This is a genomic window from Amycolatopsis bullii (assembly GCF_014654205.1).
In the GTDB taxonomy this organism is placed as follows: domain Bacteria; phylum Actinomycetota; class Actinomycetes; order Mycobacteriales; family Pseudonocardiaceae; genus Amycolatopsis; species Amycolatopsis plumensis.
Genome location: NZ_BNAW01000029.1, coordinates 86773 through 107362, shown reverse-complemented (window position 1 = coordinate 107362; position 20590 = coordinate 86773). Strand labels below are relative to the sequence as shown.

At 73.2% G+C, this 20590-nt stretch carries 26 protein-coding genes; 10 read left to right on the top strand and 16 right to left on the bottom strand.

What is annotated here, in order from left to right; all coding sequences use genetic code 11:
* Positions 1–714 (bottom strand): serine/threonine-protein kinase (locus IE317_RS28180; RefSeq protein WP_191314372.1); only part of this gene is annotated, 714 nt, incomplete at its 3' end.
* 137 nt (positions 715–851) lie between these two features.
* Between IE317_RS28180 and IE317_RS28175 the strand changes: the two genes are divergently transcribed.
* Positions 852–1310 carry a hypothetical protein gene (locus IE317_RS28175; RefSeq protein ID WP_191314363.1) on the top strand — a complete coding sequence of 153 codons (459 nt, stop codon included), beginning with the start codon at positions 852–854 and terminating at the stop codon, positions 1308–1310.
* A 23-nt stretch (positions 1311–1333) separates the two neighbouring features.
* Here the strand turns inward: IE317_RS28175 and IE317_RS28170 are convergent, their stop codons facing one another.
* From IE317_RS28170 to IE317_RS28140, 7 genes are all read right to left on the bottom strand, one after another.
* Positions 1334–1933 carry a dihydrofolate reductase family protein gene (locus tag IE317_RS28170; protein WP_191314362.1) on the bottom strand — a complete coding sequence of 200 codons (600 nt, stop codon included), beginning with the start codon at positions 1931–1933 and terminating at the stop codon, positions 1334–1336.
* A gap of 64 nt (positions 1934–1997) precedes the next feature.
* On the bottom strand, positions 1998–2819 hold the full coding sequence (locus IE317_RS28165; protein ID WP_191314371.1) for a helix-turn-helix domain-containing protein: 822 nt from the start codon (positions 2817–2819) through the stop codon (positions 1998–2000).
* A gap of 49 nt (positions 2820–2868) precedes the next feature.
* Positions 2869–3633: a PIG-L deacetylase family protein gene (locus tag IE317_RS28160; RefSeq protein ID WP_229902956.1), complete on the bottom strand. Its 765-nt coding sequence runs from the start codon at positions 3631–3633 to the stop codon at positions 2869–2871.
* Positions 3634–3850: 217 nt separating this feature from the next.
* A complete protein-coding gene (locus tag IE317_RS28155; protein ID WP_191314360.1) occupies positions 3851–4636 on the bottom strand; it encodes a tyrosine-protein phosphatase in 786 nt (261 codons plus the stop codon).
* A gap of 46 nt (positions 4637–4682) precedes the next feature.
* On the bottom strand, positions 4683–5888 hold the full coding sequence (locus IE317_RS28150; protein ID WP_191314359.1) for an RNA polymerase sigma factor: 1206 nt from the start codon (positions 5886–5888) through the stop codon (positions 4683–4685).
* Positions 5885–6238, bottom strand: a complete 354-nt coding sequence (locus tag IE317_RS28145; RefSeq protein ID WP_229902959.1) for a YciI family protein — start codon at positions 6236–6238, stop codon at positions 5885–5887. Before IE317_RS28145 ends, IE317_RS28150 begins: the two co-directional genes overlap by 4 nt.
* 23 nt (positions 6239–6261) lie before the next feature.
* The gene (locus tag IE317_RS28140) at positions 6262–6987 is read right to left on the bottom strand and encodes a dihydrofolate reductase family protein (RefSeq protein ID WP_191314357.1); all 726 of its coding nucleotides are present in this window, start codon (positions 6985–6987) and stop codon (positions 6262–6264) included.
* Positions 6988–7269: 282 nt separating this feature from the next.
* Here IE317_RS28140 and IE317_RS28135 point away from each other — a divergent pair, with 282 nt between their 5' ends.
* A complete protein-coding gene (locus IE317_RS28135) occupies positions 7270–8235 on the top strand; it encodes an SMP-30/gluconolactonase/LRE family protein (protein ID WP_229902955.1) in 966 nt (321 codons plus the stop codon).
* 31 nt (positions 8236–8266) lie between these two features.
* Here IE317_RS28135 and IE317_RS28130 read toward each other — a convergent pair whose 3' ends face one another.
* Positions 8267–8635 carry a VOC family protein gene (locus IE317_RS28130; protein ID WP_191314355.1) on the bottom strand — a complete coding sequence of 123 codons (369 nt, stop codon included), beginning with the start codon at positions 8633–8635 and terminating at the stop codon, positions 8267–8269.
* Between the two features lie 88 nt (positions 8636–8723).
* Here IE317_RS28130 and IE317_RS28125 point away from each other — a divergent pair, with 88 nt between their 5' ends.
* On the top strand, positions 8724–9347 hold the full coding sequence (locus tag IE317_RS28125) for a winged helix-turn-helix transcriptional regulator (protein WP_191314354.1): 624 nt from the start codon (positions 8724–8726) through the stop codon (positions 9345–9347).
* 11 nt (positions 9348–9358) lie between these two features.
* Here IE317_RS28125 and IE317_RS28120 read toward each other — a convergent pair whose 3' ends face one another.
* The 3 genes from IE317_RS28120 to IE317_RS28110 are packed head-to-tail and all read right to left on the bottom strand — an operon-like array spanning position 9359 to position 11764.
* Positions 9359–10252, bottom strand: coding sequence for a LysR family transcriptional regulator ArgP (locus IE317_RS28120; protein WP_191314353.1), 894 nt, complete (start codon positions 10250–10252; stop codon positions 9359–9361).
* A gap of 50 nt (positions 10253–10302) precedes the next feature.
* On the bottom strand, positions 10303–10863 hold the full coding sequence (locus tag IE317_RS28115) for a phosphoribosyltransferase family protein (protein ID WP_229902954.1): 561 nt from the start codon (positions 10861–10863) through the stop codon (positions 10303–10305).
* Positions 10864–10903: 40 nt separating this feature from the next.
* Entirely contained in the window at positions 10904–11764 is an 861-nt protein-coding gene (locus IE317_RS28110; RefSeq protein ID WP_191314352.1) for a helix-turn-helix transcriptional regulator, read from the bottom strand.
* Between the two features lie 83 nt (positions 11765–11847).
* On the opposite strand from IE317_RS28110, the gene IE317_RS28105 reads away from it, so the two are divergent.
* From IE317_RS28105 to IE317_RS28085, 5 genes are all read left to right on the top strand, one after another.
* Positions 11848–12228 (top strand): nuclear transport factor 2 family protein, encoded by a 381-nt coding sequence (locus IE317_RS28105; RefSeq protein WP_191314351.1) that lies wholly within the window; start codon positions 11848–11850, stop codon positions 12226–12228.
* 89 nt (positions 12229–12317) lie between these two features.
* Positions 12318–12683: a YciI family protein gene (locus IE317_RS28100; RefSeq protein ID WP_444859549.1), complete on the top strand. Its 366-nt coding sequence runs from the start codon at positions 12318–12320 to the stop codon at positions 12681–12683.
* Positions 12680–13906: an RNA polymerase sigma factor gene (locus IE317_RS28095; protein ID WP_191314349.1), complete on the top strand. Its 1227-nt coding sequence runs from the start codon at positions 12680–12682 to the stop codon at positions 13904–13906. Before IE317_RS28100 ends, IE317_RS28095 begins: the two co-directional genes overlap by 4 nt.
* A complete protein-coding gene (locus IE317_RS28090; RefSeq protein ID WP_191314348.1) occupies positions 13903–14709 on the top strand; it encodes a hypothetical protein in 807 nt (268 codons plus the stop codon). Before IE317_RS28095 ends, IE317_RS28090 begins: the two co-directional genes overlap by 4 nt.
* A 67-nt stretch (positions 14710–14776) precedes the next feature.
* Positions 14777–15118 (top strand): VOC family protein, encoded by a 342-nt coding sequence (locus IE317_RS28085; RefSeq protein WP_191314347.1) that lies wholly within the window; start codon positions 14777–14779, stop codon positions 15116–15118.
* Between the two features lie 21 nt (positions 15119–15139).
* Here IE317_RS28085 and IE317_RS28080 read toward each other — a convergent pair whose 3' ends face one another.
* Positions 15140–15724, bottom strand: a complete 585-nt coding sequence (locus IE317_RS28080; protein WP_229902953.1) for a CGNR zinc finger domain-containing protein — start codon at positions 15722–15724, stop codon at positions 15140–15142.
* A gap of 78 nt (positions 15725–15802) precedes the next feature.
* On the opposite strand from IE317_RS28080, the gene IE317_RS28075 reads away from it, so the two are divergent.
* A complete protein-coding gene (locus IE317_RS28075; protein ID WP_191314346.1) occupies positions 15803–16972 on the top strand; it encodes an MFS transporter in 1170 nt (389 codons plus the stop codon).
* On the opposite strand, the gene IE317_RS28070 is transcribed toward IE317_RS28075, so the two are convergent.
* Positions 16969–17859 (bottom strand): LysR family transcriptional regulator, encoded by an 891-nt coding sequence (locus tag IE317_RS28070; RefSeq protein WP_191314345.1) that lies wholly within the window; start codon positions 17857–17859, stop codon positions 16969–16971. The two genes, IE317_RS28075 and IE317_RS28070, sit on opposite strands and share 4 nt — an antisense overlap.
* Before the next feature lie 83 nt (positions 17860–17942).
* Between IE317_RS28070 and IE317_RS28065 the strand changes: the two genes are divergently transcribed.
* Positions 17943–18791, top strand: coding sequence for an EamA family transporter (locus IE317_RS28065; RefSeq protein WP_229902952.1), 849 nt, complete (start codon positions 17943–17945; stop codon positions 18789–18791).
* On the opposite strand, the gene IE317_RS28060 is transcribed toward IE317_RS28065, so the two are convergent.
* On the bottom strand, positions 18788–19618 hold the full coding sequence (locus tag IE317_RS28060) for an NAD(P)H-binding protein (protein ID WP_191314344.1): 831 nt from the start codon (positions 19616–19618) through the stop codon (positions 18788–18790). The two genes, IE317_RS28065 and IE317_RS28060, sit on opposite strands and share 4 nt — an antisense overlap.
* 135 nt (positions 19619–19753) lie before the next feature.
* A complete protein-coding gene (locus tag IE317_RS28055) occupies positions 19754–20590 on the bottom strand; it encodes a cell division protein FtsQ/DivIB (RefSeq protein WP_191314343.1) in 837 nt (278 codons plus the stop codon).

The window sequence follows — 20590 nt, the reverse complement described above, 5'->3', positions numbered from 1 at the left end:
GGCCATCAGCGCCTCGAGCACCGGCGCGAACCGCCCGGCGCGCTCGGTGGGCGCGGTGCGCCCGGCGGCGGCGCGGCGCACCTGCGCGAACGGGCCGTCCTCGCCCGAGCCCCACGGCGACCGGCCTTCGATCGCGGCGTAAAGGGTCGCCCCCAGGGAAAAGACGTCCGAGGCGGGCCCGGCTTCGGCGCCGTCGGCCACCTCCGGCGCGACGTACCCGAGCGTGCCGGTGAGCTGGGCGCCGCCGGTGCGGGTGACCTCGGTCCAGCGGGCGATGCCCAGGTCGGTGAGCTTGGCGACGTCGTCCGCGGTCACCAGGACGTTGCCCGGCTTGACGTCGCGGTGGACGATGCCGCGCGCGTGCATGTCCGCCAGCGCCGCGGCGAGCTGTGCGCCGATCCGCCGGACCCGCTCCTCGGGCAGCGGCCCGTCGTCGTCGACGAGCTCTTCGAGGGTCCGGGCGGCCAGGTACTCGGTGACCAGCCACCGGGCGTCGCCGTCGACGACCGTGTCGAACACGGTGACGACGTTCGAGTGCAGCAGCCCGGCGCCGATCCGCGCCTCCCGCCGGATCTGCCCGGCGTCCTCGCCCAGCGCGCGTTTGAGCGTCACCTGCCTGCCGAGCTCGAGATCGACCGCCCGCCAGACGACGCCCATCCCACCCCGGCCGAGCTCTTCCTCCAACCGGTAACGGTTGGCCACGACCCTCCCCATGCCCACCCATGGAGTGTACGAAATCCCGTGTCGGACCGCTGACCCCGCGTCACCGGAGCGGCTTTCCGGGACCGGTCCCCGAGACCCAGCCCGATACTCCGGAAGCAGCACCCGGTGCGGGAAGTCGTGAGGGAGCAGTGACCGAGACAGGCGAGTTTCCGCGGGTGCGTCTGGCCTGCGTCCACAGCGAGCGGTACCGCGAGTACCTGGCGCCGGCCACCACCGTCCGGTACTCGCTGAGCGACATCCCGGTTCCGAGGCCCGCCACCGGACTCGTCGAAGCCACGGTGACCTGCGGCTCCTGTGGGAGCCGGGTGCGGGTGCGGGTATTCGGCCGCGCGCGGCGCCGCCGGTGGAAGCTGGCCTGGTTCGGCCTGTTCCTGCTGGGGGCGTTGATCGCCACGCCGTCGACCGGCCGTCTGGTCGCCTTGGACGCACTCGGCGAGCCGGCCGCGCTGCCGTACGTGCTGCCGATGCTGGCCGAAGTCCTCGGTCTTGGCGCGGCGGTGGCGGGAGCCACGTTCTTCTGCACCGACGACGGGGTGCGGCTGACCTCGTTGTGGGGCGACGCCGGGCACCGCCTCCGCCGGTGGTGAGGAGGCGGGAGCCAGGCGCGGGATCAGCCTTCGCCGCCGGTCCCGCCGCGCACCCGATAGCGCAGGTGAAGCACCCGGTTGCCCCGGATCACCACGTCGGGATCCTCCAGCAGGTGCTGCGCGTCGACCGGCCCGAAGTACCGCTTGCCGGACCCGAACACCACGGGGACGACGTCCATGCGCACTTCATCGACCAGCCCCGCGGCGAGCACCTGGCCTCCGACGTCGCCGGCGGCGACCTCGACCACGCGGTCACCCGCGAGCTCCTGGGCCTTGGCCACGGCTGCCTCGATGCCGTCGGCGAAGTGGAACGGTGCCTCGGGGTTCCAGCCCTCGGGTGGCGGCCGGTGCGTCACGACGACCACGTGGCCGACCCCGCTCGGCGGCTTGCCGTCCCAGCCGTCCGTGATGTCGAAGACGTGGCGGCCGGCGATGGTCACCGCGATCTCGTCCCAGTACGGCCGGAGGTAGTCGTAGGACTGCTGCGACACCTTCACCACGCCACTGTCGTCCAGCGGGACGTCACCTCCGGACAGCCAGTCGAACAGCGGTCCGGGCTGGTCGTTCTCGTCCGCGACGAAGCCGTCCACCGACACCGAGCCGTACATGACCACCTTGCCCACGGCACTCTCCTCTGCTTGGGGGTGCCCAAATTAGCCGCTCGTGCGCGGTGGCTCTTGTAAGAAATCAATCGGACGGCAGCGGCCAGCCGTTCAGCACGTGGCCGGGGTGTTCGCGCAGGAACCGCCGCCGGACTTCGACGTACCGGGTCGGCGTGAGCCCGGTGAACGCCCGGAACTCGTGGCCGAAGTGGGCCTGGTCGAAGTAGCCCGCGCCGCCGGCGAGGCCGCTCCAGTCGATCGGTCCGGCGGGGTCGATCGCGAACACGGTGGCGGTGAAGCGGTGGGCGCGGGCGAGCCGCTTCGGGGTGACGCCGACGAGTTCCTTGAACCGCTTCGCCAAATGAGTGCCGCTGACACCGGCGGCCGCGCTGAGGTCGCCGATCGCCACCGCCCCACCGGCCGCCGCGATGACGCTGCCGGTCCGGCTGACCAGTCCCAGACCGGCGGTCTCACGCAGCCGTTGCCGCAGCTCTTCCTCGAACAGCGCCAGCATCTCGTGCGGTCCGTCCGCCGTGGCCAGCCGGTCCCGCAGCCCGGCAACCGCGGCCCGGCCCCAGATCTGCTCCAGCGTCACCGGCCGGTCGCACAGCTCGGCCGCGGGCATCGGCAGGAACGGCGCCAGTCCCCACGGCTTGACGTGCGCGCCGACGGACCGCGTCCCCGGCGGGTAGCCGAACTCGAACGCGCGGGTCGGCATGCTGATCACGCAGCCGTCGGCGTACTCGGCCGGCTCGGCGTCGGTGCCGCCGCGGATGCGGAACGGCGCCCCGAGGTTGACGACGAGCAGCGCGGTCGGGGCCGGCGGCAGCGTCAGCCGGGCGTACGGCGGCGCACCCTCCAGGTAGTAGAGGTCGTCGATCAGCCCGTCCAGCGGCGGCCGCGGCACCCGGGACACGTACTCCACCCCCCAGCTCCTCCCGCCGGCCGGACCCGAGTCAGTCTTCGGTGGTTTCCGTGGGGAGTTCCGGCGGTGCCTGCAGGTCGTGGGCGCGGAAGAGCACGGCGTGCTCGACACCCAGGGCTTTGCCGCCCATCGCGGCGAACTGCGGGATGAAGTCGGCGGGCGCCGGGTGGTCCGGGAGGGCGGCCAGGTAGGCCGCGTGCGCCTCCAGTGAGGCGACACCGCGGCGCAGTGGTTCGCCGGTGATGTCGACGCCGTGGGTCGGGTTCGTCATGCCCGGGGTGAGGTACCAGCGCGCGGAATGCGGTTCGAGGCCTTCGTCGTCGATCTGCTCCGGGAAGACCCACCGGTTGCCCGCGTCCCGGATCGCGTCCAGCGTCGCGAGTCCGGCCGCGCGGTGGTCGGCCTGGTCGAAGCCGTACGGCGTCTCGACTTCGAAGCTGCTGCCGAAGACGACGTCGGGTTTGAAGCGGCGGATCTCCCGGCAGATGTCCCGGCGCAGGTCGAGACCGTGGACGAGGACGCCGTCCGGGTGTTCCAGGACGGTCAGGTGCTCGACGCCGACCGCGGCGCAGGCGGCCTGCTGCTCGGCCACGCGCAGGCGGGCCGTTTCCTCGGGCGGGTTCGGCATGCCGGCCTCGCCGCGGGTGAGCAGGAGGTAGCCGACCTCGATGCCGCGGGCGGTCCAGCGCGCGACGGCCGAGGACGTGCCGTACTCCATGTCGTCGGGATGCGCGACGACGCAGAGCACACGCCGGAAGGACTCCTCGGGCAGAACTGGCAACGTCATGCCGGACATCCTGCCGCATTCCGGGCCCGTCGGGGGCGACGACGAACCCGGCACCGTCAGTCGACGGAGATCGCGTCGAGCGCGCGGCGGACGAGGCCCGGCAGCGCGAGGACGACGGACGTTCGATCGCCCGTTCGGCCGATGGCACCCTGCGGCGAACGGCTGGAAATCAGGTGATGATCCTCTACGACCGAGAGCGCGGGCAGGGCCGTTCGGAGCCGGCGCCTCAGTGCCGGGGCTGCCCCAAGAGCCTGCCGCGCACGCTCTGGAGTTCGCTCGCGGTGACCCCGGCGCCGAGCAAGTACTGCTCGGCCTCGAAATCGTCGAGGGTCGCCAGGACGGCCTCCTCGGTCGTGGTCCCGCGGGCCGCGAGCATCGCCTGGATGACCGGTTGCTGGTCTTCGGTTCCCATCGCCGCGTACAGGGCCTTGAGCGCCTCGGCGGACAGGGCGTAGTCCGCCGCGATGGCGCGGGGTTCGACGTCGGCCAGTGCCAGCAGCAAGAGTGCGACCAGCCCGGTCCGGTCCCGGCCGCCGCCGCAGTGGAACAGGACGCCGCCGGGCTCGGCTCGGGCGATCGCCTTGATCACCGCGGCGCACCGCCCGGCCTTCTGCCGGAGGAAGACGGGGTAGTAGAGCGGGCTGCCGTTGAGCCCCTCCCGGTTGACGCGCTGCCAGAACTCGAGGTCGTCGATGTCGTCGAGCGGAACTTCGACCCGGCCGACGGCCGCCGGCGTGGTGGGGCCGTCCGGGGCGGCGGCGAACTGCGCCGAGCCCGCCTGCGCCGTCACCGGACGTTGCGCCGGCCGGATCTCGTCCGCGTTCCGGAGGTCGATGATCGTGCGGACGCCGGACTCGCGCGCCTGGGTCCAGCCCGCCTCCGTGACGAACCGGAGGTCCGCGCCCCGGAAGAAGGCGCCGAAGGCGGTCGTGCCGCCGGACCTGGTGGGCAGTCCGCCGAGGTCCCTGGTGTTGAAGAAGCCTTCCCAGGCCACCGCTCTGCTCGTGTTCATCGCCGGCCGCTCCGTCCTGGCTGTGTCGTCGGTCTGGTCAGGGGTATCACCTCAGCCGCGCGGCGCGGGCGAGGAGGTGGCGCCGCTCGGGTTCGCTGGTGGTGCGCCGGGCCGCCTCCTGGTAGCCGGCGCGCGCCGCCGCGTGGTCGCCCGCCATTTCCTGCAGGTGTGCCCGCACGGACACGAGGTGGTGGGAGAACGAGCTGCGTTCGTCGGCGGAGAGGGCGTCGAGCAGCGCCAGCCCGGCGGCCGGTCCGTGGACCTCGGCCACCGCCACCGCCCGGTTGAGCGTCACCGCCGGGTTGGGGGCCACCCGCTCCAGCACCGTGTACAGGGCCAGGATCTGCGGCCAGTCGGTGACCTCGGCCGTGGGTGCTTCGTCGTGGACCGCGGCGATCGCGGCCTGCAGCTGGTACGGGCCGACCGGGCCGCTCGCCAGGGCACCGGTCACCAGCGCCACGCCCTCGGCGATGGCTTCGGCGTCCCAGCGCGTCCGGTCCTGTTCGCCCAGCGGCACCAGCGACCCGTCCGGGGCCGTGCGGGCCGGCCGGCGGGCGTCGGTCAGCAGCAGCAACGCCAGGAGCCCGGCCACCTCGCCGTCGCCGGGGACCAGCCGGTGCAGCTCGCGGGCCAGCCGGATGGCCTCGGCCGTCAGCTCGGCCCGCACCAGCCGCGTCCCCGACGTCGCCGTGTAGCCCTCGTTGAAGACGAGGTAGACCACGTGGAGCACGGCGCCGAGCCGCGCGGCCTGTTCGGCGGGCGGCGGCAGCTCGAAGCCGGCTCCGGCCGCCTTGATCCGGTGCTTGGCCCGGCTGATGCGCTGGGCCATGGTCGCCTCGGGCACGAGGAAGGCCCGGGCGATCTCGGCGGTCGACAGCCCGCCGACGGCCCGCAGCGTCAGCGCGATCTGCGACGACGGCGTCAGCGCCGGGTGGCAGCACAGGAACAGCAGGGTGAGGGTGTCGTCACCGGCTTCGGCCTCGCCGCCGGCGGGAGGAGTGCGGAGCGCGTCGGCCTCCTCCCGCCGTCGGCGGGCGGCGTCGCTGCGGACCTGGTCGGCGAGGCGGCGCGAAGCCACCGTCACCAGCCAGGCCCGGGGGTTCTCCGGCCACCCCTCCGCCGGCCACTGGGCCGCGGCCGCCAGCAGCGCTTCCTGGACGGCGTCCTCGCAGGCGTCGAACCGGCCGTAGCGGCGCACCAGCACGCCGAGCACCTCCGGGACCAGCCGCCGGACGGCCTGCCACCCGGTCACGGCTCGACGTTCGCCTCGTGCATCAACGGCCGGACCTCGACCCCCCAGTAGCGCGCCGACGGGGCGCGGGCGGCGATCTCCAGTGCGCGGTCCATGCCGTCGCAGTCGACGATCATGAAGCTGCCCAGGAACTCCTTGGCCTCCGCGTAGGGACCGTCGGTCACCACCGGTGTCCCCCCGGTGACCCGGACCATCTTGGTGTTCTCCTCGTCGGCGACGCCGTAGGCGCCGACGAGCTCGCCGGACTCGAACAGCTCCTGGTTGAGGGCGTCGGTCTCGCGGATGATCTCGGCGAGGGTCTCCGCACCCACCGAGTTGAAGGCTTCCTCGTTGCCGTAGATCAGGAGCATGTACTTCACGGGACGTTCCTCTCTCACTGCCCGGCCGTGGCCGGTCCGACCAGCTCGCCGCTCGCACCGCGATCGTCCAGCACCAGCTCCGACCGTCCGGTCACGGTATAGCGGACGTGGGTGACCCCGGGCGACTCGACGACCCGGACCGGCGCCAGCTCGATGCCCTCGCCCGGGCCGAGGCCCAGACCGGGGCCGAACAGCCGCTGGCCCTCGCCCAGCAGCACCGGCGCGATGTGCAGGTCGAGCTGGTCGAGCAGCCCGGCGGCCAGCACCTGGCGCAGCAGCTCCCCGCCACCGGCCACCGCCACGTCCTTGTCCCCGGCGGCGGCCCGGGCCAGCTCGACGGCCCGCTCGGGCCCCTCGGTGACGAAGGTGAAGGACGTGCCACCCCGGCGTTCGAGCACTTCCCGGGGCCGGTGGGTGACGACGAAGACCGGGGCGCGGAACGGTGGTTCCTCGCCCCAGGGCACCTCGCCGGCGTCGAACATGCGCCGTCCCATGACGTAGGCCCCGGCGGACGCGAACATCTCCGCGACGATCTCCGAGTCGGCGGACTGCTCGCCGCCGGCGAAGCCCTGCCGCTCCCGCCAGGCCATGGCGTCGACGGCCCAGCGGGTCACCCGGAAGAACCCGGGAGCTTCGGGGCCCCGCATCCAGCCCTTCATGTCCTGCTCGCCCCGCGGGTCCCGCGGCCCGGTGTAGCAGCCGTCGAGGGACACCGACATCTGGGCGGTCACCTTGGTCATCGTTCGCGCTCCGCTCGTGGTGGCGGCCCCTTTCCGGCCGCCGATACCCCCCAGTCGGAGCCGGTTTCCCGTTCTCGACACGAGTCGGCGAGAAATCCGGAGAAAGTTCGACCGGGGTGGTGCCCTCCGGGGACCGCGGTGAGTTACCCACTCACCGGTCTTGCCGGTGGTCAGCGGATTACGCTACGGTGCGATTGGGAGCGCTCCCAGGATCCGGCCGAGCACGGAAGGAGAGCCGCCATGGCTCACCACGGGACAGCGCGTCACCGTCGCAAGTGGACAGTGACAGCGGCGGCGGTCGTCCTCGCGGGCGCGGTGGCCCCCGCGGCCTCCGGCGCCACCACGGCCTCACCGTGCACCCCCGGAGCGACCTACGGCGCGCCGTTGCCGAGCCGGTCGGTGGCTGCCCAGCTCATCCGGAGCGGGTTCAGCTTCCTGGAAGGGCCCACGTGGGACCAGGGCACGGGCACCCTGTTGCTGTCGAACATGCAGAATCCGACAGGCCCGCAGGGCGTGCAGCCGTCGTCGATGCTCCGGTACACGCCGCCGGCCACGTTCGAGACGTTCATCGCCGACTCCGGCAGCAACGGCCTGGCGATCAGCGCCGACGGCACCCGGGTGCTCGCCGCCACCCACGACAACCGCACCATCTCCGCCTACCGCCTGGCCGACCGCAGCCGGACGACCGTCGCGGCCGGCTACCTCGGCCACGCGTTCAACTCGCCGAACGACCTGACCACCGGCCGCGACGGCACCACCTACTTCACCGACCCGAACTACCAGCGCGGCAACCGGGCGGACGAACAAGGCGGCCACACCAGCGTCTTCCGCGTCCGCGACGGCGTGGTCGCCCTCGTCGACGACACGCTGCCCCAGCCGAACGGCATCGTCCTGTCCCCCGACGGCAAGACGCTCTACGTGGGAGCCACCGGGGCCAACGCGATCATGAAGTACACGGTGTTCCCGGACGGCACCACCGGCAACCGCACGACGTTCGCGAGCATGAAGACCCCCGACGGCGCGACCATCGACTGCGCGGGCAACCTGTACTGGGCCTCCTACGACGAAGGGCTCGTCCACGTCTTCTCGCCGTCAGGCACGCAGCTCGGCACCATTTCCGCCGGCCGCAACACGACCAACGCGGCGTTCGGCGGACCGGACGGGCGAACCCTGTACATCACCTCCGGCGTGTCCGGCGGGTTCGGCCTCTACCGGACGCACCTCGACGTGCCCGGCAATCCCTACTGAATCCGCCGGTTCACGGTTTCCGGCGCGCCCGTCAGGCCGGCCCCGCGAGGCCGACGAGGTTGCCCTCCGGGTCGGTGAAGTGGGCCACCACCAGGTCGCGCCCCGGTGCGCGGTCCGGCCCCATCCGGCGGGTGCCGCCGAGGCGTTCGGCCTCCGCGAGCGCCGCGGCGACGTCCGGGACGCCCACGTAGAACACCACGTGCCGCTCGTAGGCCGCACCACCGCCGACGCCGCCCGGGATGCCGTCCGTTTCCACGAACCCGTAGCCGTCCGGTTCCGACACCCGCTCCGACACCGGGCCGGAGGTGTCGAACTCCCAGCCGAACAGCTCGCCGTAGTACCCGCGCAGCCGCGCCGGGTCGGTGCCGATGATTTCGAAGTGCACGACCGGTCGGCCCATGACCGTTCCTTCCCGTCGACGTCCGGACACGGCCCACCGTACGCCGGTGTAGTTGTTAAAAACAACCACGCAGTTGTAGATTGAAAGCATGCCGACGAGCCGCAGCTACGGGGACGCCTGCACGATCGCCCGCGCGCTGGACGTCGTCGGGGAGCGCTGGGCCCTGCTCGTGGTGCGCGAGCTGCTGCTCGGGCCGCAGCGGTTCTCCGACGTCCGCCGCGCGCTGCCGGGCGCCAGCTCGAACCTGGTCACCGACCGGCTCCGCGAGCTCGAGGGCCACGGCGTCGTGGCACGCCGGAAGCTGCCGCCCCCGGCCGCGGCGACCGTCTACCAGCTCACGGAACCAGGCCGCGAGCTGGAGCCGGTCGTGCTCGCGCTGGGTGCGTGGGGCGCGCGACTCCCGCGCCCCGAGCCGGCATCGCTCGGGGCCGTCTCCGTGCTGCTGTACCTGCGCGAGTCCGCCCGGCCGCGCGCCACCGCGTGCTACCGCCTCGAACTGGACGCTCGCGTGTGGACGGTCCGCACCGAGCCGGGCCGCCTCACCGTCGAGCCGGGCGAGCCCGCCGCCCCGGACGCCACGGTCCGCACCGATCCGCCGACGTTGAACGCCCTGCTCGAACGCCCCGCCCACCTCGCCGGCGCGATCGACGACGGCCGGCTGGCGATCGAGGGCGACCTGGCCGCCGTCCGCCGGCTGCTGCGCGAACACTGACCCGTGCGGGTTCAGGAACCCGGGCCGCGCAACGACGACGACGCCGCGGCCGCGACCGCTTCGGCCACTGTGGACAGCGCGGGCAGGTCCAGTTTCCACTGCTGCCAGTAGAGCGGCACGTCCACCGGCCGGTCCCGCACGAGCGGCACCAGCGTCCCGGCCCGCAGCCCCGGCGCCGCCTGCACTTCCGGCACCATGCCCCACCCGAGGCCGGCCGCCACCGCGGCGACAACCATCTCCGACGCCGGGACGTGGTGGCGCAGCGCGCTCGCCCCGGCCCCGCCGAGCAACCGCACGAACGCGTCCTGCAGGTCGTCGTGGTCGTCGAACACGACGACCGGTGCCGCGGACAGGTCCGCCCGCAGGTCGCCGGTCACCCACCGCGCCACGAACCCGGGGCTGGCCAGCGGGAGGTAACGCAGGGCGCCGAGCGGGCGCACCGAGCAGCCCTGCACCGGGGTGGCCGAGGACGTCACCGCCGCCATCACCCGGCCCTCCCGCAGCAAGGTGGTGGTGTGCTCCTGGTCCTCGCGGTGCAGTTCGAAGCAGATCGGCGGGTCGGCGACCACGCCGGCGAGCGCCGGCAGGAACCAGGTGGACAGCGAATCGGCGTTGACCGCGATCGGCACCCGGACGGGCTCGCCGCTCATGCCCAGCTCGGCTCGCGCGTCCCGCTCGAGCGCCGCGAGCCGCCGCGCGAACCGGACCACCACCTGCCCGGAGCCGGTGACCCGCACGGGTTTCGTGCGGGTCACCAGCACGCTCCCGGTCCGCTGTTCGAGCGCCTTGACCCGCTGGCTCACCGCCGACGGCGTCACGTGCAGCACGGCGGCGGCGGCGTCGAACGTGCCGGCGTCGACGACGGCCAGCAGCGTCCTGACCTGGTCCAGGGGCAGATCTGTCATCACGCACATTGATGTTACGACGGGATCATCAGCAGCCCTGTTGGCGCGCGTCAGAGCTCCCGGACGTGCAGCAGGGACCGCACGTTCAGGTGCCGACGCACCCGGGCGCTGTCCAGCGCGTCGACCACGGTCGCGGCGCCGAGCCAGGTGGCTTCGGCGTCCTGCGTGAGCAGGTGGGCGACGTGGGCCTGGCCGCCGGTTTCGATCCAGTCGTCGACGAACAGCACCCGGTCGCCGCTGCCCACCAGCCGGCGGCGGAAGCCGAGGCTGAGGTGCCGGTCCTGGTAGTCGGGTGGGGTCGTCCGCCGCAGCCAGGCGTCACTGTCGACCGGCGTCCCCCGGTTCTTGCACACCTCGACGAACCCGACGCCGAAGTGGAGCGCGACCAGCGGTCCCAGCAGGCACCCGCTGGCCTCCGGGCCGAGGACGACGGTGGGCGGCCGGTCGGCGAACAGCCGCGCCAGCGCGGGCCCCAGGCCGGCCAGCAGCTCGGGCCGGCGCCACCAGCCCGTGACGTCGGCGTACCAGCGCTCGTCCGTGCGGTCCCCGCGCCACGTGAAGGCGCGGCGAAGCCCGGACTTCACCTCGTCCAGCCGCACGTCGGAGTACATCAGCCGATGATCGCTGCGCCGGCGCACCCGGGCAATCGGTTTACCCCCGCTGCCGCACCATGACCCGGAACCCGATCGGCGTCTGCCCGGTGCGGGCGCGGAAGTACTTGCTGAAGTGCGTCGCGCTGGGAAACCCCAGCCGGACGGCGATCCCGGCCGCGGTGTGCTCGCTGTGGGCCAGCAGCCGCCGGGCTTCGAGGACGACGCGCCGATCGATGAACTCCTTCGCGCCGACCCCCGCCGCGGCGAGCGTGGCCCGGGAGAGGGTCCGGGCCGAGTAGCCGAGGGCGCTCGCGTAGTCCTCCACCCGGCGCGTCCAGGCGAAGTCCCGCTCGACGGCGTCGCGGAACCGCAGGTACGTGGGATCGGGCTCGGGAGCCGGGCGGCCGGTGGTCAGGTGGGCCAGCCGCAGCACGAGCACGGCCAGCAGGTGGCGCAGAACCGCCGTGTGGACCTCCAGGGGCAGCCGGCCGAGGGCGTGGAACTCGGCGGCGAGGTGGCCGGCCGCCAGGTCCAGGGCCGCGGCGTCCTCCGGCAGCGGGCGGCGCAGGACCGGGGCGTGCGGGTCGTCGATCCCGGCGGTGGCGGGGGCGGGGAAGTCCGGCCGGAACAGGATCAGCGTGCCCTCGGCGTGGCCGAGGTCGCCCCACTGGTGGACCTGGCCGGGACGCACCCACAGCCAGGAGCCCGGTTCGAGGGTGTAGCCGGTGAAGTCCGCCGTGTGCCGCAGCCGGCCGGCGGTGAGGGTGAGCAGGTGGTGGAAGTCCGGCCGCCGCGGGACGGCGAGCTCCTCGGCCGGCACCCGGCGGCGCAGGTCGGCCAGCGACAGCACCTCGACCCCGGCGGGCGTGCCGGCCGGGGCGGTGAAGGAGATCTCGGGAATCTGTCGGATTTTGGCCATCTCTGGTCGCCAGCGTATCCGCCTGGGCTGGATTTTCGCCGCTAGCTTGACGACGAGCCGTCCGAAAGAGACAAGGAAGACCCGTGACCGATCCGGAGCAGAACAAGGCCACCGCCCAGGCCTTCTACGACCTGATGTTCAACCAGTGCCGCCCCGCCGAGGCCATCGACCGCTACGCCGGCGACACCTACACCCAGCACAACCCGCACGTCGCGGACGGCAAGCAGGCGTTCGTCGACTACTTCGAGCGCATGGCCGCCGAGTACCCCGGCAAGCACGTCACCTTCAAGCGCGCCTTCGCCGAGGGCGACCACGTCGTCCTGCACTGCCACCAGACCTGGCCCGGCGAGGACTACGCGGGCATCGACATCTTCCGCTTCGACGAAGCCGGGAAGATCGTCGAGCACTGGGACGTCCTGCAGATCATCCCGCCCACCTCGCGCAACGGCAACACGATGTTCTGAGCGACGCCGCCTGTCGAGTTACGGTTGCGCTGTTCGTCATCCTCTTCGACGCGAGCACCACCGTCCGAGCTGGAGGACACGTGCAGTACATGCTGCTGATCTTCGACTGCGACCGCCCCGAACCCGGCGACCCGCGCTTCCCCGAGGCGCTGGCCAGGGTGAACGCCTTCGCCGACGAATGCCGCCGGCGCGGTGCCTTCGTCGCCGCGCACCCGCTGCAGGGCGAGCACACCGCGACCACCGTGGCGGTCCGCGACGGCAAGACGCTGATCACCGACGGTCCCTTCCTCGAGACCCACGAGCACCTCGGCGGCGCCTACGTCCTCGACTGCCGCGACCTCGACGAGGCGCTGGAACTGGCCGCGCTGTGTCCGATGGCCACGCAGGGCACCATCGAGGTCCGGCCGCTGGCCGGCGTGCCGGGCCTGAACCACCGGACGACGACGGGCGCATGACTGCCGCGCCCGTCCTGCAGGCGGCCTACCGCGAACACCGATCACGGATGCTCGCCGCGCTGGTCCGCGTCCTGGGCGACTTCGAACTCGCCGAGGACGCGCTGCAGGAGGCGTGCGCGCTGGCCCTGCGCAAGTGGGACGACGCCGGGCCGGACGACCCCGTCGCCTGGCTGCTGACCGCGGCCCGCAACAGCGCGATCGACCGGCTCCGCCGGGCCCGGCGCGGCCGGGAGAAACTCGCCGAGCTCGACGCACCTCCGGAGGCGACGACCGTGGATCCCGGCGCGGAGAGCCTGCTCGGCGTGGGCGACGAGCGGCTCAGCCTGATCTTCACCTGCTGCCACCCCGCACTGGCCGAGGAAGCGCGCGTCGCGCTGACGCTGCAAGCCGTCGCCGGGCTGACCGCGGGGCAGATCGCCCGCACGTTCCTGGTCGGCGAGCCCACGCTGGCCCAGCGGCTGGTGCGCGCCAAGCGCAAGATCCGCGACGCCGGGATCGCCTTCGCCGTCCCGGCGGACCACCTGCTGCCCGAGCGGCTCTCGGGTGTCCTCGCGGTGCTCTACCTGATCTTCACCCAGGGCTACACCGCGGTCCCGGACCAGCCGGAGTTCCGCGAGCTGCAGCAGGAGGCGATCCGGCTCGCCGAGCTCGTCGCGACCCTGATGCCGGACGAACCGGAAGCGCTCGGCCTGGCCGCCCTGCTCCTGCTCCAGGACTCCCGCGCCGCGGCCCGCTACACCGCCGACGGCGACGTCGTCCTGCTCGAAGACCAGGACCGCACGCGCTGGGACCGCGCCGAGATCGCCGAAGCGGCCGGATTGCTCGACCGGGCCCTGCGGCTCGGGGCACCCGGGCCGTACCAGCTGCAGGCCGCCATCGCGGTCCTGCACGCCCAGGCACCGGACACGGCCCGGACGGACTGGGCGGGCATCGCCGGTCTCTACGGCCGGTTGCTGGAGCTGAACCCGTCCCCGGTGGTCGCGCTGAACCACGCGGTCGCCGTCGCGATGGCCACCTCCCCGGCCGAGGGGCTCGCGCTCATCGACCGGATCGGCGGCCTCGACCGCTACCACCTGCTGCACGCCGCCCGCGCCGACCTCCTGCGCCGCCTCGGCCGCACCACCGAAGCCGCGGCCGCGTACCGGCGCGCCCACGACCTAGCCACCAATCCGGCCGACCGGCGCTACCTCACCGGCCGGTTGCACGCCTTGGAGTCCACATGAGACTGTCCGTTCTCGACAACGGCCACCGCCGCCGCGCCAAGCTGTTCCTCGCACTGACCTCCAGATCGTCCGGAGTGGACAGTCCCGACATCGTCAAGATGCTGCTGTACCGGCCCGGGTTCGGCAGCCGCCCGCTGCTCGAACTCACCGCGGACGCGATGCGCGGGCCGTCGTACTGGACCGCCGGTGAACGCGAATACCTCGCCATGGCCACCGCCCAGGTGCACGAGTGCCCGTTCTGCGCGGTCACGCACGCCGAACTCACCCGGATCGCCGGTACCGGTGAAATCGACCCTGGTGACCCCGCTTCGGCGCGTCCCGAACTGGCCGCCGTGCGGGTGTTCCTCGAGAACGTCAGCCGGGACCCCGCCCACGTCGATGCCACCGCCGTCGCCGGCCTGCCCCGGCAGGCGGTCCTCGACGCGCTGCGCGTGAACCTGGTGTGGAACGTCGTCAACCGCCTCGCGAACGCGTTCGGCTTCGTCCTCCGGGACGGCCAGCTCGAGACGGGGACGCGGTCCCTGCACCGGTTCGGCTACCGCTTCCCGCGGTTCCTGCTCGCCGACGGCCCCCGCACCGAGCTGGCCGACGTCGCCGCCCGGCTCGACGACGAGCTCCCCGAGCCCCTACGGGCGTACGCGCAGACCGTCCGCGAGGCGTCCCACCGCATCACCGACGCCGACATCGAGCGGCTCCGGTCCGCCGGCCACAGCGAAGACGAGATCTTCGAGGTCACCGTCGCCGCGGCGGTCGGCGCCGCCTTGACCAGCTTCGAGGCGGGCCGCCGGGCGGCCGGGGTGTGATCCTGTCGAGTCTCGCCGCCGCCGTTCGTCCTCGGGTGAGTCAACCGACGCACCGGAAGGAACCGACATGCCCGGACAGGTCAACTGGATCGAGCTCCCCGCCGCCGACACCGCCAAGGCGCGCACGTTCTACGGCGCGCTGTTCGGCTGGGACACCAGCGAGTTCGGCGGCGACTACCACGTCATCGGCAACGGCCCGGCCGGTGCCATCACGGCCGCCGAACCCGGTTTCACCCACCCGAGGGTCTACTTCGCCACCGAAGACGTCGACGCCTCGGTCAAGCGGCTGCACGAACTCGGCGGGCGCAGCGAGGACGTGCAGACGGTCCCGGGTGTCGGCCGGATCGCCCACTGCCACGACGACCAGGGAACGCCGTTCAGCCTCTACGAACCCGCCGACCCCAGCTGAGCCGACGCCGGCGACGGCGGTTCAGGAGCTGAACGTCGTCGCCGGCTCGTCCGCGCCACCCAAGGCCTGGAAACCGGTGGTGACCTTCGCTCGATAAGTCGACTTCTTCGCCTGGTTCCCGCAAACCCCCATCGAGCACCACCGCCGCGTCCCCGGCCGGGACGTGTCCAGGAACAACGCGCCGCACCGGGCTCCCGCGCACTTCCGGACCCGCGCGAACTCCGGTGACGTGACCAGCTCCAGCGCGTCCCGCGCCAGCAGCGCGAGCATCGCCGACGCGGGATCCGCGGCCTGCCAGCGCAACTCACCCGACGGCGTCAAGGAAGGCGCCGGTACCGGCAGCGCCGCGACCCGGTTCAGCCGCTGCCGCGTCGACGGGCGCACCGAGGTCGTCAGCAGCTCGTGAATCGCCTCGCGGACGGCACGGGCCTCGTCGGCCGACTCCGGCCGGACCGGCGCGGCGAACGGGCCGAACCGGTCGATCCACGCGCCCCACGCCGACGCGTCCGGCAGCTCCTCGGTTTCCGACGGGGTGCCCCGGTACCGCAGCGTCCGGATGAAGTCGAGGCACAGGCGCCCCGCTCCCGAGCGGAATCTGTCCGTCATAAGCGTCACAGTACGCCGGAACCGGTTTGACTGGTACCGTCGAGAACCGATCAAACCGGTTCCACGATGGGGGCGCACATGACCGAGACCGAGCAGAAGGCCCCGCCCGGCTGGCTCGTGCTGCTGCTGGCCGTCTCCTGTGGACTGACCGTGGCGAACCTCTACTACGCCCAGCCGCTGCTCGCCGAGCTGCGCCAGACCTTCGGGATCGGCGAGGCCGCCGCCGGTGGGGTCGTCACCGCCACGCAGATCGGGTACGCCGCCGGGATGCTGCTGCTCGTGCCGCTGGGCGACCGGCTCGAGAACCGCGGCCTCGTCGCGACCCTGCTGGCGGTCGCCTGCGCCGGACTGGTCGCCACCGGCATCGCGCCCGGGTTCGCCGTGCTGCTCATCGCCTCGCTGGCCGTCGGGGCGGCGTCGGTCGTCGTGCAGATCCTCATCCCGTTCGCCGCCGACATCTCCCCCGACGCCATCCGCGGCCGGATCGTCGGGCGGGTCGTCAGCGGGCTGCTGTTCGGGATCCTGCTCTCGCGCGTCGTCGCCAGCCTGCTCGCCGCGGTGACCGGCTGGCGGGTCGTGTTCCTGATCTCGGCCGGGGCGATGGCGGCGCTCGCCCTGGTGCTGCGGTTCATCCTGCCGCCGCGCGCGCCCAAGACCGACGTCCGCTACGGCGAACTGCTCCGCTCGACGTTCGCCATGGCGCGGAAACACCCGCCGCTGCGCCACCGGGCGCTCTACCAGTCGGCGATGTTCGGCGCCTTCAGCGCGTTCTGGACGACCATCGCGTTCGTCCTCACCGCGCCGCCCTTCAACTATTCCCAGCTCGGCGTGGGCCTCTTCGCACTGGCCGGTGCGGCCGGGGCCGCGGTGGCGCCGCTGGCCGGCCGGTGGTCGGACCACGGCCACGGCCGCCGGCTCACCGCGGGCGCCTTCGTGCTCTGCGCGGCGGCCTTCGCGCTCGCCGGTTTCGGCGCGCACAGCGTCATCCTGCTGGCGATCGCGGCGATCGCCATCGACACGGCGGTCCAGGCGACGCTGGTCACCGGCCAGCACGTGATCTACCAGCTCGACCCGGCGGCCCGCGCCCGCGTCAACAGCGTCTACCTGGGCACGTTCTTCGTCGGCGGCGCCATCGGCTCCCAGGCCGGGTCGATCGCCTACCACCTCGGCGGCTGGACGGCGGTCGTCGTGTTCGCCGGCGTGCTCCCGCTGCTCGGCCTGGCCGGGATGACCCGCACCCGCGTCTAGCGGGCCAGCAGACCCAGCACCAACGCCAGCGGCGGCCACGCCTCCCGCCCCCGGAGCGTGCACGCGAAAGCACGCTGCCGCACGTCCGGACCTGCGAGCGGGAGCAGCGTCACCCCCGGCCGCGTGGCACGGTCCGCCGGCAGCAGGCCGACCGCCGGGGCCGGGCCGGTCGCGATGAGGTCCTCGACCAGCTCGAGGGTGTCCGCGCGGTGCGTCAGGCGGGGCTCGAACCCCGCCATCGCCGCCAGCCTGCGGACCACGTCCCCGTCCGTGCTGTCGCGGGAGTTGACGATCCAGCCGTGGTCGCGGAACGCCCCGAAGACCGCCACCGTCCCGTCGCCGCGCACCCGGGCCGCGTCGGCGGCCGGCACGGCGAGCCCCCACTTCGCCGTCCACAGTGGACGCGCCTCGACCGCCGCGTCGGTGCCCGCCGGGGCGAGTTCGTAGTCGTAGGTGAGGGCGAGGTCGATGTCGTCGGCCAGCAGCGCGGCGAACGCCTCGGGCGGTTCGTACTCGCTGATCTGCAGCTCGACCCGCGGGTGGTGCGCGGCGAGCGCGGCCGCGGCCGGCAGCAGCGAGCGCCGCACGGCGGTGGCGAACCCGGCGACGCGCACGGTGCCGGCCGGCTCGGCGTGCGGGTCGAGGTCGGCGCGGGCGGCCTCCACGGCGGCCAGGATCGTGACGGCGTGCTCGGCCAGGCGCCGTCCCGCGGGGGTGAGCCGCACGCGCCGGCCGTCCGGTTCCAGGAGGGGCACGCCGGTTTCCCGGGCCAGCACCGCGATCTGCTGCGAGACCGTGGACGTGGTGGTCCCGAGCAGGTCCGCCACCGCACGCATCGAGCCGTGCCGGGACAGCTCGAGGAGGAAGCGGAGCCGGCGGGTGTCCACGGTGCCATTGTCCAGGAATGACGAACGGAATGTCCATGATTGCCACGTGGACGTGAACGGTCGCGGTGGGCTTTGCTGGAGCCGTGCCCTCCTCGTCCCGCACCGGAGCGACCCTCGCCGTCGCCGCCATGCTCTGCGTCCAGCTCGGTCTCGCCGTGTCCGTCGGGCTGTTCGACCGCATCGGCCCCGAGGGCGCGGCGTGGCTGCGCCTGGCCTGGGCCGGGGTGCTGCTGCTCGTCGTGGTCCGGCCGCGTCCGTCCTCCTTCCGGCGCAGCACCTTCGCGGCCTGCTGCGCCCTGGGCGTGGTCACCGCGGGGATGACGATGCTGTTCATGGAGGCCGCCGCCCGGCTGCCGCTCGGCACGGCGAGTGCGCTGGAGTTCCTCGGACCGCTGACGGTCGCCGCCACCCGTGGCCGCAGTCGGCTTTGGCCCGCCCTCGCCGCGGCGGGGGTGGTGCTGCTGACCCAGCCGTGGCGGGGCGGCGCGGACCTGGCGGGCATCGGCTGCGCGCTCGGCTCCGCCGCCTGCTGGGCCGGCTACATCGTGCTGACGCAGCGGGTCGGTGACGAGGTGGCGGGCGTGCGCGGGCTGGCGGTGTCGATGCCGGTGGCGGGGATCGTGGCGACGCTCGTCTACGGGCCCGGCGTGGTCGAGCACCTGACGTGGCCGCTGCTGGTCACCGGCCTCGGGCTCGCGGTGCTGCTGCCGGTGGTGCCGTTCACGCTCGAAATGCTCGCGCTGCGACGGCTGACCGCTCCCGCGTTCGGGACGCTGATGAGCCTGGAACCGGCGATCGCCCTGCTGATCGGGTTCCTCGTGCTCCACCAGGTCCCGGACGCGAGCGCGGCGGCGGGCGTGGTGTTCGTCGTGGCGGCCGGGATCGGCGCGGAGCGGACGGGGACGCGGGAGCCGGCCGGGCAGCCGGCCTAGGCGAAGACCGCCCGGTTCGCCTCGGCCCATTCCGCGTACGTCGTGCCCGGACGGCCCAGCAGGTCCTCGACGACACCGGTCGGCACCTGCGGGTGCCGCAGGGTTTCCGCGAAGCCTTCGAGCAGCCAGCCGACGGCGTCTTCCGGGATGCCGTACCCGATCCACTGCGCGCGCTGCTCGGCCGGGGTCAGCTCGCGAAACCGGATTTCCTTGCCCAGTACCGTTCCCAGGGTCTCGGCCTGTCCGCGCAGGGTGATCGCTTCCGGTCCACTGAGGACGTAGGTGGCGCCCGTGTGCCCTTCGGACGTCAGCACCCGGGCGGCCACCGCGGCGATGTCGCCGAGGTCGATGGGCGTCTGCGTCGCGTCGCCGTAGGCCATCGCGACCTCGCCCGCGCGGACCATGGGTGCCCAGTCGAGCGTGTTGTTCATGAACACGCCGGGCCGCAGGAACGTCCAGGCGAACCCGGCGTCCCGGACGGCGGCTTCGACGGCGGCGTACTCGTGCCCGCTCGACCCCTCGTGCTCGTCCCCCACGCTGCTGCCCGACAGCGCGACGACCCGCGCGACCCCGGCGTCGGCCGCCAGTTCGCAGAACCGCCGGACGGTCCGCGCCATCGGCGCCAGGTACACCGCCGAGACACCCTCGAGCGCCACCGGCAAGGTCGACGGCCTCGCCAGCGACCCGACGACCACCTCGGCCTCGGCCGGCAGCTTCGCGCGTCCGGGATCGACGGTCAGCGCCCGCACGGGCACGCCCGCCGCGACGAGTTCGTCGACCACCAGCCGGCCGACGCTGCCGGTCGCGCCGGTCACCAGGATCGTCATGAGCGTCCTCCCTCGTTCTCGTATGCCGTACGAGATCGTACGCCATACGAGAACCCGCCGCACACGGTTTGCCAACCCCAAGAAGGAGACCAACCTGCGTACCCTGAGGGTCAGCCTGCGTACCTGGAAGGTCGGTCAGGAGGTGATGGTCGGCAGTTCCGGTGCCGCGACGTCGTAGACCTTGCCGTCCTGGGTGAGGAGGGCGGCCAGGACCTTCGCCTTGCGGTCCGTCTGCTCCGCCGTCCCCCAGCGGACGATCTTTCCGTTGGCCAGCGTGAACTCCACGCTCGCCGGTGTCTTCGCCGTCGCCGTCGTGACCTGCTTGAGGAGCTGCTCCGGGATGACCCCGAGCACCGCCGTCACCGCGCGGGTCACCGGGTCGTCGGCCGACACCTTCGGCAGCTTGAGCTCCGGCAGGCCCGGCGGGCGCGCCGCGACCGTCTTGAACACCACGCCCCCGCCGTCGACGAGGTGGACGCCGTCGCCGCCCGGGCCGCTGTCGAAGAACGCGATCGCCGTCCGCTCGGTCACCGTGATCTCGACCGTGTTCGGCCACGAGCGGGACACCTCGACCGTCGCGATGCCCGGCATCCCCGCCACCCGGTCGCGGATCTCGTCGGTGCTCAGCCGCAGCATCGGCTTGTCCGCCGGCACCGCCGCCACCGCGCGGATCTGGTCGGCCGGCACCGTGCGGGCCCCGCTGACCGAGACGTCCTGCACCCCGAGCATCGAGCTGAAGAAGAGCAGGTAGACCAGGGCCACCACGGTGAGCACGGACAGCAGCGCGACCCACCGGCGGCGGATCTCCGCCTGCCGGTTGGGCCGGTTGCGCGGCGACGGCTTGGCACGCGCGGCGCGGGTCCGGCGGCGCTCCTCCTCGGAGCGCCGCCCCCGTCGTTGCCGGGCCAGGGACGCGCGATCCTCTTCCGCGGAGGAGGCGGACGGCGGACGACGTTCCCTGGTCGGACTCAT